Genomic DNA, 11,826 nt, shown 5'->3' with positions numbered 1-11,826 from the left:
TGAGAAACAGGAGGCGAGCCTAGGAATTCCCGGACGGGTTCACGGTGCTTTGCTGCTAAATGCCGCTCCTTGACCGATGGCGACCGCTTGCGTTCCGGATCGCGGGCACGGGCCCCGGCGCCGGGGATCGACGCCGGAGCCCGCACCGCACGGCTCAGGGCTGCAGGGGCATCGTCCAGCAGTTGGAGAAGGTGGGCTTGCCGGAGAGACGATCGGTGATCCAGTCGATGGCGTCGCCCTGGTCGGTGATGAAGGGCGCCATGTGGTTGGTGATCAGTTTGTCGCCGAGGTTCGGCAGGATGATGGCGTCGTAGGTGATGTCGGCGCCCTTTCGGCACCAGTCGACGGCGAGTTGGCGCGCCTGGGAGTGCGGGACGATGTCGTCCTGGACACCGGTGACCAGGCGTACGGGGCTGGTCGGCTTCAGGTTTCCGATGCGCTGGTTGTCGACGGTGGCCTGGAGCGCCGGCGTGTTCGCGACGAGGTCGCTGACGGACTCGCCGCCCTTCGTCCAGGACGTGCTCTTCTTGAACGCGTATCCGAGGATCGCGTCGGCGACGCACGTCGTGGAGAGGTCGTTCAGCGCGGCCTTTCCGGCGGCGTTGAGGTGCTCGTCGGCGATCGCCCGCAGGGCGGGGTCGGCCTGCATGAAGCCGTTGAGGGACCAGCCGAGGGCACCGGCGAGGGCGCTGCCGTCGATGCCCTTGATCACGTCGGTGAGGTCGGCGGGCGGTGCGCCGGCATAGGTGCCCGCCAGGGTGATGTCCGGGGCGTAGGAGGGCTGGAGTTCGGCCGCCGACGCGCTCGCGCCGCCGCCCTGGCTGTAGCCGTAGAGGCCGACGGGTGAGTCGGAGGTGACCGATGCGCCGGCCAGCCCGCGTGCCGCGCGGACGGCGTCGAGCAGCGCGTGGCCGCTGTCGAGGCGGTTGACGTACGTGTGGAGCCGATCGGTCGCACCCAGCCCGACGTAGTCGGTGACGACCACCGACACGCCTTTGGCCAGGAGCCGGTAGATCGCGAGGTCCTCGTAACCGACCGAGACCGTCTGGTCGTTCAGAGCGATCGGGTGCTCGAGGCCCATGGAGGCCGCGCACTGGTCGCCCTGGCCCATGGTGCCGGGGGCCACGGCCACCAGGGGGCGCGGACCGTCGCCCCTCCAGTCGGCCGAGGGTTCGATGTAGGCGCCGGTCACGGCGACGGGCTGCCCGTTGGAGTCGGTCGACTTGTACATCAGGCGGGTCGCGGTGCCGGGGAGCGGACCGTCGAGGCCGGGCAGGCTGATCGCGAGCGGGAGGGGTTCGCTGCGGATCAGGGCTCCGTTGGCCGCGGGGAGGTTCGCGGGCGGCGTGTAGAACGCGGGGATGGTGACGCCCCGGGACACGACGTCGTTCGCGCCGGCCGCCGCCGCGGGGAGCGCCTGGACACTCAGACAGGCGAGCACCGCGAGTGCGGTGGCGAGGAGGCGGCCGCGGTTAGCCGCGGTGGGCCCGGGGCGCGAGGCGGGCGAGGTCCGCTCCGCGCGGGGACGTCGGCCGGACGTCGGATGAGGCTGATGAGGCTCGTGGGGTCGTTCCATACGGCTCACTCCTGCTTCGTCAAAACGTGGGGGTCGTGCGGGCGGCCGACGGCGTCCATGGAGTGACGCCGGTTTCCGGCTCCGGTGCCGACCGAGTCGCCACCGCGGGACTACCGGTGGCGTTTCAGGTCGGTGAGGGGGAAGGGCAAGCACCCGGAGACGGACATGGGCACGACGGGACCGCACCCAGCCGCATCGCGGAGGTGGACAGGACGAAGGCACCGCCCGCGCGCCGTCGGCCGGGCGTCGCGCGGTGCGGCGCCCGCACGTCGTACGGCGCCGGGCGAGGCGGCATGTACTGAGGGTTCGTTCACGGCGAAGCCTGGGGGGCTCGTGGCTGCGGCTCCGCCGTTCTGTGCTGTCTCCCGCTGTCCCGTACTGCCCTGTTCCGGTACGTGTTCCCGGCAGCGGCGGAGGTCGAAGTCCCGTTCGACACCCGCTAGTTACTCCCAAGTCACATCTGGAGAGTAGGAGTGAATGTCACTCAGTGACAAGATGTCTGCGCACGTCTTTTCCGAGCGGCCGACCGCCCTCCACCCGACACCGGAAGACCCCGCCGCACGGACAACGGCCCACCCCGGCGGCCCGGTTGGCAAAAAGTTCGCCCGGTCTAGTCCAAAGGCCCATTTGGTCTAGTCCAACACCTTGACGTGATCGCGACAGAGCCCGGAAGCTGGAGCCTCCCCCACCCCTCTGGAGGCACAGTGAGACGTCTTCGCGCATGTCTGGGCGCGGCGGCCGCCGTGAGCCTGGCCGCGGTCGGCACGACCGCCCTCGTCGCGGGCAGCGCATCGGGCGCGACCACCGCGCTCGGCAACCGGTGGTACGCCGCCGCTCCTTACCTGATGCCGCTGGACAACGATCCGCCGGACGCGGGCGCCATCATGGACGCGACCGGCCTCAAGGCGTTCCAGCTCGCCTTCGTCCTCGCCCCCAACGGCGGTGGATGCTCGCCCACTTGGGGCGGGACCGCCGCGGTCTCCTCGGACACCGCCGTACAGTCGGTCGTCAACACCATCCGCGCCAAGGGCGGCGACGTCTCCATCTCCATCGGCGGCTACGGCGGCACCAAGCTCGGGCAGACCTGCTCGGACGCGGCCTCCACGGCCGCCGCGTACCAGCAGGTCATCACCAAGTACGGCCTGCACGCGGTCGACTTCGACCTGGAGGAGCCGGAGTACGAGAACACGGCGGCCATCAAGAACGAGATCGGCGCCGCCAAGATCCTGCAGCAGAACAACCCGGGCCTGTACGTGTCCGTCACCACGCCGGGAACGGCGGACGGAACCGGCTGGTTCGGCAAGCAGATGCTGCTGGAGGCGAAGTCGCAGGGCTTCACTCCGAACAACTTCTCCATCATGCCGTTCGACGGCGGCTTCAACGGCGCCGCGTCCCAGACCAGCGCGCTCGCCAACTTCAACACGATCCTCCAGTCGACCTTCGGCTGGGACCAGGCGACCGCGTACGCCCATGAGGGCTTCTCCGGGATGAACGGCCGCAGCGACAGCGGCGAGTACTTCTCCCAGGCCGACTTCCAGACGGTCCTGGACTTCGCCACCGGCCACAACATGGACCGCTTCACCTTCTGGTCCCTCAACCGGGACCGGCAGTGCTCGCCCGCCGACAACGGCGGCCGTACGTCCGGCACGTGCTCCAGCGTGGCCCAGAACTCCTGGGACTTCGCGAAGTACTCGGTGAAGTTCGCCGGCGCGACCCCGCCCACCGGCACCCCCACCCCGACGCCCACCCCGACGCCGACGCCCACTCCGCCGAGCAGCGGCTGCAAGACGCCCTGGAACGCGGCCACGGTCTACACCGCCGGCAACGAGGCCTCGTACAACCACCACAACTGGAAAGCCAAGTGGTGGACCCAGAACGAGACGCCCACCGGCGTCGACTGGGGCCCGTGGCAGGACGAAGGCGCCTGCTGACACCTGAACGGAGCCGGACGGGACGCACCACACGTGTCCCGTCCGGCTCCATCGGCTCCCGGGCGGCCGGCCCCATGAGGTTCCGGCCCTGGGACGAATGACCGCTTTGCCCTCGACGTCCCGTCGTCCGCACACGTTCTCCCTGCTCAGGGTCTTGCCGCGGCCCGCGATGCCTGGTCTTCTGTACGACCGGTGTGCACAGGGCGCCCCGCTGCATCACGGCCGGCTCCCGGCCCCGGTGACGCGGGGCCGGCGGGAGAGGCGAGGAACGTGGACTCAGTGGCTGGGCAGGACGTGCGGAGGCCGCTGCCCGAAGGACTGGGTGCGGCGCTGCGCGAGACCGCGGAGGAGATCGCCGCGCTGCTGCGGCCCGACGCCGACATGGAACGCCGGATCCCCGGCGCCGAGTGGAGCGTCGGCGAAGCGGCGGCCCATCTGGCCCTGGCCAACGAGCTGATGGCCCAGATAGCGGCGGGGCAGGCGCGCCCCTACGGGGACGGCACCCCGCAGAGCCTGGCCGAGGCCAACGAACGGTCGCTGGCGGAGTTCGGCGAACGGCGGCCCGAACCCCTGGCCGCGATGATCGTCGAACACGCCGACGCCTGCGCGAGGGCGCTGGAGGAAGGCGCTCCGCAGGAGCCCGTGGTCACTCCGCTGGGCCCGATGAGCGCGCCGGAGCTCGGGTCGTACCTGCTCACGCACATGCTCGGCCACGGCTACGACCTCGCCCGCGCGCTGGGCCGGCCGCACATGCTCGACCGGGCCCGGGTCGCACTGACCCTGCCGTTCCTGCTCCGGGCGATGCCGCGGGTGACCGAACCGCGCAACACCGCCGGCATGAACGCCCGCTACGCCATCCGGCTGTGGGGCGGCGGCGCGTTCGGCGTGACACTGGCCGACGGCGTGGTGAGCGTCGACGAGCAGCCACCGGCCGGGCCGGACTGCACCATCTCCATCGAGCCGGTCACGTTCCTCCTGATGGCGCTCGGCCGCCAGGGACAGGTGAGCCCCCTCCTCCGCGGCCGCATCCTCGCCCGGGGCCGCAAACCCTGGCTCGCGCCCCGCTTCCCCGGCCTGTTCACCGCGCCCTGAGCGCACGGACCACCCTCCGCGACGGTCACGAGAGGGCCGGCCGCGGCCCCGGCCCGGGTCGTACGGCGCCGGGAGCGGTCAGCCGAGCCTGCGGTCGAGGTTGAAGGCGGCGCTGATCAGCGCGAGGTGGGTGAAGGCCTGGGGGAAGTTGCCGCACTGTTCGCCGGTGTGGCCGATCTCCTCCGCGTACAGGCCGAGGTGGTTGGCGTAGGTGAGCATCTTCTCGAAGGCGAGCCGGGCCTCGTCGAGACGGCCCGCTCGGGTGAGTGCCTCGACGTACCAGAACGAGCAGATCGAGAAGGTGCCCTCCTCGCCCTTGAGGCCGTCGGGGCTCGTCTGCGGGTCGTAGCGGTAGACCAGGGAGTCGGAGACCAGGTCCTCGCCCAGGGCGTCGAGGGTGGCGAGCCATTTCGGGTCGGTCGGGGAGATGAACTTCCCGAGCGGCATCATCAGCAGCGACGCGTCGAGGACGTCGCTGTTCTCGCACTGGGTGAAGGCCTTGCGCCTGCTGGACCAGCCCCGGCTCATGATGCGCTGGTAGATCGCGTCGCGGGCGTCGCCCCAGCGCAGCACGTCGGCGGGCAGGCCGCGGTGCCGGGCCAGCCGCATGGCACGTTCGATGGCGACCCAGCACATGACGCGGGAGTAGAGGAAGGGTTTGCGGCCCCCGCGGGTCTCCCACACTCCCTCGTCGGGCTGGTCCCAGTGCTCGCACACCCAGTCGACCAGCCCGCGGATGTTGTCCCAGTGCGCGCTGGAGAGGGGCTGCCCCCACTTGTCGTAGAGGTAGAGGCAGTCGACGAGCGCCCCGTAGATGTCCAGCTGGAGCTGGCCGACGGCGCCGTTGCCGATCCGCACGGGAGCGGATCCGCGATAGCCCTCGAGGTGGGTCAGCTCCTGTTCGGGCAGCTCACGGCGCCCGTCGATGCCGTACATGATCTGCAGGGGGCCGTCGGGACCTACGTCCTCCGGTATGCTCGTCTGGACGTGCTCGGACAGGAAGCCCATGAAGGCCTCGGCCTCGTCGGTGAAGCCGAGACGCAGCAGGGCGTACACACAGAACGCGGCGTCGCGGATCCACACGTAGCGGTAGTCCCAGTTGCGCTCGCCGCCGATCCTCTCCGGCAGGCTGGTGGTCGGCGCGGCGACCATGGCGCCGGTGGGGGCGTAGGTGAGCAGTTTCAGGGTGAGGGCGGAGCGGTGCACCATCTCCCGCCAGCGGCCGCGGTAGCGGGACTGCGACAGCCAGTGCCGCCAGTAGCGCACGGTGGCCTTGAAGTCCCGCTCGGCCTCCGTCACGGCGCAGAAGCGCGGAGCCACCTCGTCGGTGATCCGGTCGAGGGTGAAGACGGCGGACTCCCCCTCGCGCAGCTTGAACAGCGACCACACGTCGTGTCCGGCGGCCTCGATCGGCACCGTGGACGTCAGGGCCAGCTTCAGCGCGGGTGTGGCGAAGACGGCCTGGCCGGCGTCGACACGCACGGTGTGCGGAACCGTCCCGTAGGCGAAGCGGGGGGCCACCCGCGCACGAAAGGGCAGGGTTCCGCGGACGCACACCACACGGCGGATCAGACGGTGCCGGTCGGCCTCACGGGACTCGTCGACCACCGGCATGAAGTCCTGGATCTCCCCGACCCCGTCGTCCGCGAAGAACCGGGTGATCAGCACGTTCGTGTCGGGGAAGTAGAACTGCTTCGTCCGCGCCGGAACGTCCGCGGCGAGTTCGAAGCAGCCGCCCCGGTCGGCGTCCAGGATCGAGGCGAAGACGCTGGGCGCGTCGAAGCGCGGGCAGCAGTACCAGTCGATGGTGCCGTCGGTGCCGACCAGGGCCGCGCTGCGCAGGTCGCCGATCAGGCCGTGGTCGGCGATCGGCAGGTAGCGGGGGGTGCCCGGTCCGTACGGGGCGCCGGGAGCACCTGGGGTCCCGGCCTCGCCGTACGGGGTACCGGGAGCGCCGAGGGGCACGTACGGGCCGCCGGGCGCGCCGTGGCGCCCGTCGTCGCCGTACGGGCCGCCTGGGGCGGCATGGGGCCCGTCGTCGGCTCGGACCCCGGAGTTCATGTCTGCCGTACCGGCCATACCGGCCTCCTCTGGGCCGTCACCCGAGCCTCCCCCTCCGCTCCAGGCTAACGAGTCGTCGGGGATCCTGGGCATGCAGGCACACGTGCCCGCATGCACTCGGGCATCCGTGCTCAGTGCTTCAGGACGACCTTGGCGGCCACGATGATCAGGCCGAGGGCCAGGTTGACGAAACCCTCGGCGACGACCAGCCCGCGGGAGGCACCGGCGCGGACGGCACTGAGGCACGCCCACATGACCTGCTGGGCCACCGCGATGGCGAGGGCGATCCACAGGCCCGTGTTCACACTCATCCCGAAGAGGGGGCTGAGGGCCACGGCGGCGGCGGGAAGGGTGGCCGCCTCGACGATGGACCACTCATGAACGCCGATCCGGCGGATCTGGCGCAGGGACCAGCGCTGACCGACGATGCGCTCCCCGGCGATCTGCGCGTACACATGGGTCGCCCAGAAGACCAGGCCGGTGATCAACAGCAGCATGACGGCCTGGAACCGCGGGTACTCCCCCGTCGTTCCGGCGGTGGCCACCACGGAGGCGGCCAGGATCGAGCCGTAGATCGCGCCCGCGTAGTCGGTTCGGTGGCCGGCCGTCCGGTCTGCGCCGTGCCCGCTCTCGGGCGGAACGCTGGAGCCACTCACCCGTTCACGGTAGGCGCCGGGCCCTGCCCACGCCCGGTGAGCGGGCCGTCCGGGCCACACGGAAGGGCTCCGCGGCGCCGACTGCCGCCTCAGCCGTCGTCACCGCGCTGTCAGGCACCGCCTCAGCCGTCGTCACCGCACAGCCGGGCATCGCCTCGGCCGTCGTCGTCCCGCTGTCGGACGGCGGCCGGGCGGAAGCACGCCGTGACCGTCTTCCCGTGCCGCCGGCACTGCGTGCCCCACTCGTCGGCGAGCATCCGCACGATGCCCACCCCGCGGCCGGACACCGCCCCCGGCTCCGGGTCCCGCCGGCACGGCGGCGTGGGGTCCTCGTCGTGGACACTCACCTGCAGGCATGCGCCGTCCCAGGTGAGAACGAGACGCGCGTCGCTGTGGGCGTGGATGTGGGCGTTGGTGAGCAGCTCGGACACCGTCAGCACGACGGCGTCCACCGTCTCGGGCTCCTCCGCCGTCCACGCCAGGCACTCCAGGTGCTCCCGGGTCCAGCGCCGTCCCGCGCTCACCCCTCCGGAGACCGGGAACGAGTGCGCCCAGCCCATCGCCTTGACCGCCATCGCACGGCCTCGCTTCCGTTCGTGTCGTCCGTACCCTCCCGTACCTGCCGTGTACCCGGAAGCCGTCCGTGCAGTCGGCACCGCCGCCGGTGCTCCGGCACATGGGCGCCCCTCCACTCCGCACTGCCCCGCGGACGAGTCCGGAAAGGGCCTCATGTGCTCGGTGCGGCGCCGGACGACACGTACATGTGCTCGGCACGGCGCCCGGACGACGTGGGGGGAGTCAATACGACACCTCGACCCGAACTTCCTTTTGAGGGAACCTGCACGCGAAAGGAACCACACGCCAACACTGTCCGTAGTATCTGTAAGCCGGGGCATACGCATCGAGTGCGGTCACCCAGCCATGCAGCACCGGTCACACCAACACGCCCTGCCCCGCGGCACCTTCCGGATGTGTTCATGTGGCGACCGTGCGCAGAGAGAGGTCCCATCGTGTCCGACACCAAGACTCCCACCGAACTGACATCGCAGTACACGGCCCAAGTGGTCGCCGACCTGGAGCGCAACGCCAAGGAACAGGAGCGCATCAGTGCGGAAATGGAGGCGCTGCAGGAGCAGTTGAACGCTCTGCGGCACGACCACGCCGTTCTCACCAACCTGCAGCAGGCGCTGGGTGCCACGGCCGCGCTCGTCGACGCCGACCCCGAGCCGGCGGCGGCGCCCTCGGTGCCTCGTCAGAAGACGTCCGCCAAGTCCGCCGAAGGCAAGCGCGTACGGACCCGGAAGACCGACACCAAGAAGGCCGACGCCGGGAAGGCCGCGGCGGCGCGGACGTCCGGAGCCGGGAAGCCCGTGGTCGAGGCCCCCTCGGCCCAGCCCACCCTCATCGACCTCATCCGCCGTTACCTCACGGAGCAGCGGGAACCGCGCTCCGCCGCCGAGGTGTCCACGGCACTGACCCAGACCCATCCCGACCGTCGCATCCAGACCAACGTCGTCCGGACCACCCTCGAGAACCTGGTGGCCAAGAGCCATGCCCACCGGGCCAAGCAGGGAACTTCCGTGTTCTACACGGCCGTCGACGCCGAGACGCCGTCCGCGCCGGCGCCCAGCGCGGAACAGCCGACGAAGGCGAAGGCGGAGACGAAAGCGAAGGCGGAGACAAAGGTGAAGGCGGAGCCGAAGGCGAAGGAAGCAGCCGGGACGGACAGCGACTGAACCGGTCGACATCGCCAGGCGTAAGGGACTTGGGCATCCGCACGGCCTCATGGGCCCCGCGGGCGAACGGTCAGGCGGTCACGACGGTCCACCACGTGTCCCGCGCGACCGCGCACCACACCTCTTGACGCGCCCTCCCCGCTCCCCCGAAGGCGATCCCGTCGTCGCGCGGACACGATGAAGCCGCGCGGGAGCCGGTGAAGTCCGGTGCCACGGCCGCGGCGTTCGCGCCGCGGCCCGGCGCCGTACCCGGGCTCCCGCCGTGAGGCGCTTCCTCGTTCGGTGCCGCGCGCCCGGGGAAGCGTTCAGGCCGTCACCTTGGCGATGAAGGCGGCGAGGTTCGCCACGGTCCGCTGGATCTTCTCCTCCAGGGTCAGCGACTCGTGCAGCCGCCCGCCGACGCCCGCGTCCCGCTTGCCCCGCACATACAGCGAACAGGCGAGGTCGCTGCACATGTAGGCACCGACCGAGTTGCCCTGCTGACCGGCCTTGCCCGCCTTGGGCGCGACCATCAGGGAGACGCCTCCGGTATGGGTGGTCACACACATCGAGCACATGCTGCGCCGCAACTGCCCCACGGCCGCACCGGGGCAGCGCAGCACGATGCCCTTCGGACCGTCACCCAGTTCGGCCACGACATAGGCGCGGTCGGGTGCCTGGGGGTCCCGCCAGCCGAGGTAGTCCAGGTCGTCCCAGGGCCGCTCGGCCAGGTCGCGCGGGACGGAGAGGCGCTTCGCCTCGCCCTTGGTGCAGTTCACGAACGCGCTACGGATCTCTTGCTCGGTCAACGGCTTCATAAGACCCACGGTAATTTGCCTAAAAGCTTTAGGCAAATGCATAATCGATTACGCCGACGAGAGCGAGGGCAGGAGAGCCATGGGCCGCGCTGGACTGAACGCCGAACGCCTGACACGGGCCGGGGCGGAGCTGGCCGACGAGGTCGGCTTCGATCAGGTGACCGTCTCCGCGCTGGCCAGGCGGTTCGACGTCAAGGTGGCGAGTCTGTACTCGCACGTGAAGAACTCACAGGACCTCAGGACCCGGATCGCACTGCTCGCTCTGGACGAACTCGCCGAGAGGGGCGCCGCGGCGCTGGCCGGACGGGCCGGCAGGGACGCCCTGACCGCCTTCGGGAACGTCTACCGCGACTACGCCAGGGAACACCCCGGCCGCTACGCCGCCGCGCAGCTGAGACTGGACCCGCAGACCGCGGCGGCGAGCGCGGGCGTCAAGCACGCGACGATGATGCGGGCGATCCTGCGGGGCTACGACCTCACGGAACCGGACGAGACCCATGCGGTCCGGATGCTGGGCAGCATGTTCCACGGCTATGTGAGCCTGGAGATGAGCGGAGGATTCAGCCACAGCGCCCCCGACTCGGGGGAAAGCTGGGCGCGCGTCCTGGACGCCCTCGACGCCCTGCTGCGGAACTGGCCCGCACCCTGAGTCCGCGCCCCGCCGGCCGGGCACGAGGAGCCGCCGGGCTTCCGGTCCCGCGCCCAGGGCCCGCACCGCCGGCGGTCGTGGTTCCGTGCCGGACACCGTCGACGCTGCCGGTGCCCGGCACGGAACCGTCCGTCATGCTCCCCTGCCGACATCGTGCATCGCCGTGCGTCACAGGCGCATTGCCGGTCCCCGGCAGTGTTGCTTAGGCTCTGCGTGCCGGTCACCGTCAAGAAGTCGTCACCGGGCCGTCAAGAGACCGGGGGACGAACTGATGGAACGGCAGACACCCGAGCAGTATCTGGAGGGCTATGCCCGGATACTGGCCGAGGTCGCCGTCACCGGGAGGCGCCTCACCCGGGACGAGATCGAGTCCCGGCGGTCCCTCGGCGAACGGGCCGCCGACGCCGGCCACGGCCTGCCCGCCCTCGTCAGCGCCCACCTCTCCGCCGCCCGTGCCGCCTGGCCCGCCGCACCCGGCTCGGCCGACCGGGCGCTCGCCGCGGTCCAACAGGTCGTCGACGCCTTCGCGGAGGGATACGGCCGGGCCCAGCTCCTCGCCGTGCGCAAGGAGGAGGCCGCCCGGCGGGAGTTCATCGACGACCTCCTCTACGGACGCAGCGACCTGGGCCGCCTGGCCGAGCGCGCGGAGCGCTTCGGTCTGCGGCTCTCCCCCACCCACGCCGTCGCCGTCGCCCAGGGCCCGGCCGCCTACGACGAGTCGGCGCCGGCACCCCGGCAGGTGGAGCGCGCCCTCATCGCCCGCTTCGGCGACCGCAGCATCCTGTTCACGACGAAGGACGGCAGGATGGTGTGCATCGCACCCGGCGAACAGGACGACGTCCTCACCCACTTCGCGAAGCAGGCGCACGCGGCGACCGGCGGCGGACAGGTGGCGATCGGCCGGCCCCAGCCCGGTCCCGGCGGGGTCGTCCAGTCGTACGAGGAAGCGCTGAACACCCTCGAACTCGCCGGGCGGCTCGGCCTGGACGCGCCCCTGCTGCACGCCGTCGACCTGCTGGTGTACCCGGTGCTGACCCGGGACCGCCAGGCGATGGCCGACCTCGTCCTCGTCGCGCTCGGCCCGCTCACCGGCGCCCGCGGCGGCGCCCAGCCGCTCCTGGACACGCTCACCGCGTACTTCGACACGGGCTGCGTCGCCGCCGCGGCGGCCCGTCGGCTCTCACTGAGCGTGCGCGCGCTGACGTACCGCCTCGAACGCATCCACCAGCTCACCGGCGCCGACCCGGCCGATCCCGCGCACCGCTACACGCTGCAGACCGCGGTCATCGGCGCCCGGCTGCTGGACTGGCCCGCGCGGAGTCTGTGAC

The 11,826-nt window shown here is 71.2% G+C and carries 10 protein-coding genes; 5 read left to right on the top strand and 5 right to left on the bottom strand.

Going from position 1 to position 11,826, the window contains the following annotated elements:
• Window positions 1-154: 154 nt before the first annotated feature.
• Window positions 155-1,576 carry a lipase family protein gene (locus ACH4S8_RS03095; protein ID WP_398390341.1) on the bottom strand — a complete coding sequence of 474 codons (1,422 nt, stop codon included), beginning with the start codon at window positions 1,574-1,576 and terminating at the stop codon, window positions 155-157.
• 704 nt (window positions 1,577-2,280) lie between these two features.
• Between ACH4S8_RS03095 and ACH4S8_RS03090 the strand changes: the two genes are divergently transcribed.
• Window positions 2,281-3,507 (top strand): chitinase, encoded by a 1,227-nt coding sequence (locus ACH4S8_RS03090; protein WP_398390339.1) that lies wholly within the window; start codon window positions 2,281-2,283, stop codon window positions 3,505-3,507.
• Between the two features lie 270 nt (window positions 3,508-3,777).
• Window positions 3,778-4,599, top strand: a complete 822-nt coding sequence (locus ACH4S8_RS03085) for a maleylpyruvate isomerase family mycothiol-dependent enzyme (protein ID WP_398390337.1) — start codon at window positions 3,778-3,780, stop codon at window positions 4,597-4,599.
• 78 nt (window positions 4,600-4,677) lie between these two features.
• On the opposite strand, the gene ACH4S8_RS03080 is transcribed toward ACH4S8_RS03085, so the two are convergent.
• The 3 genes from ACH4S8_RS03080 to ACH4S8_RS03070 form a co-directional block, all read right to left on the bottom strand.
• On the bottom strand, window positions 4,678-6,678 hold the full coding sequence (locus tag ACH4S8_RS03080; RefSeq protein ID WP_398390335.1) for a glycoside hydrolase family 15 protein: 2,001 nt from the start codon (window positions 6,676-6,678) through the stop codon (window positions 4,678-4,680).
• Between the two features lie 113 nt (window positions 6,679-6,791).
• On the bottom strand, window positions 6,792-7,316 hold the full coding sequence (locus ACH4S8_RS03075) for a hypothetical protein (RefSeq protein ID WP_398390333.1): 525 nt from the start codon (window positions 7,314-7,316) through the stop codon (window positions 6,792-6,794).
• Window positions 7,317-7,438: 122 nt separating this feature from the next.
• On the bottom strand, window positions 7,439-7,891 hold the full coding sequence (locus tag ACH4S8_RS03070; RefSeq protein WP_398390331.1) for an ATP-binding protein: 453 nt from the start codon (window positions 7,889-7,891) through the stop codon (window positions 7,439-7,441).
• A gap of 435 nt (window positions 7,892-8,326) precedes the next feature.
• Here ACH4S8_RS03070 and ACH4S8_RS03065 point away from each other — a divergent pair, with 435 nt between their 5' ends.
• On the top strand, window positions 8,327-9,052 hold the full coding sequence (locus tag ACH4S8_RS03065) for a hypothetical protein (protein ID WP_398390328.1): 726 nt from the start codon (window positions 8,327-8,329) through the stop codon (window positions 9,050-9,052).
• Between the two features lie 305 nt (window positions 9,053-9,357).
• Here the strand turns inward: ACH4S8_RS03065 and ACH4S8_RS03060 are convergent, their stop codons facing one another.
• The gene (locus ACH4S8_RS03060; RefSeq protein WP_398390326.1) at window positions 9,358-9,849 is read right to left on the bottom strand and encodes an FBP domain-containing protein; all 492 of its coding nucleotides are present in this window, start codon (window positions 9,847-9,849) and stop codon (window positions 9,358-9,360) included.
• Between the two features lie 79 nt (window positions 9,850-9,928).
• Here ACH4S8_RS03060 and ACH4S8_RS03055 point away from each other — a divergent pair, with 79 nt between their 5' ends.
• Together ACH4S8_RS03055 and ACH4S8_RS03050 are read left to right on the top strand one after the other, a co-directional pair.
• Window positions 9,929-10,498 (top strand): TetR/AcrR family transcriptional regulator, encoded by a 570-nt coding sequence (locus ACH4S8_RS03055; protein ID WP_398390324.1) that lies wholly within the window; start codon window positions 9,929-9,931, stop codon window positions 10,496-10,498.
• A gap of 271 nt (window positions 10,499-10,769) precedes the next feature.
• The gene (locus ACH4S8_RS03050; protein WP_398390322.1) at window positions 10,770-11,825 is read left to right on the top strand and encodes a PucR family transcriptional regulator; all 1,056 of its coding nucleotides are present in this window, start codon (window positions 10,770-10,772) and stop codon (window positions 11,823-11,825) included.
• Window position 11,826 lies beyond the last annotated feature (1 nt).

The sequence above is a fragment of the Streptomyces sp. NPDC021080 genome, assembly GCF_044333225.1.
Lineage (GTDB): Bacteria > Actinomycetota > Actinomycetes > Streptomycetales > Streptomycetaceae > Streptomyces.
The sequence above is the reverse complement of the archived record's forward strand: the minus strand, read 5'-3'. Positions and strand labels throughout refer to the sequence as shown.

Bases quoted from the DNA above. Each gene is read 5' to 3' on its own strand.
- ACH4S8_RS03080 (WP_398390335.1), bottom strand. From the start codon at position 6,678: ATGGCCGGTACGGCAGACATGAACTCCGGGGTCCGAGCCGACGACGGG.
- ACH4S8_RS03060 (WP_398390326.1), bottom strand. From the start codon at position 9,849: ATGAAGCCGTTGACCGAGCAAGAGATCCGTAGCGCGTTCGTGAACTGC.
- ACH4S8_RS03095 (WP_398390341.1), bottom strand. From the start codon at position 1,576: ATGGAACGACCCCACGAGCCTCATCAGCCTCATCCGACGTCCGGCCGA.
- ACH4S8_RS03050 (WP_398390322.1), top strand. From the start codon at position 10,770: ATGGAACGGCAGACACCCGAGCAGTATCTGGAGGGCTATGCCCGGATA.
- ACH4S8_RS03055 (WP_398390324.1), top strand. From the start codon at position 9,929: ATGGGCCGCGCTGGACTGAACGCCGAACGCCTGACACGGGCCGGGGCG.
- ACH4S8_RS03070 (WP_398390331.1), bottom strand. From the start codon at position 7,891: ATGGCGGTCAAGGCGATGGGCTGGGCGCACTCGTTCCCGGTCTCCGGA.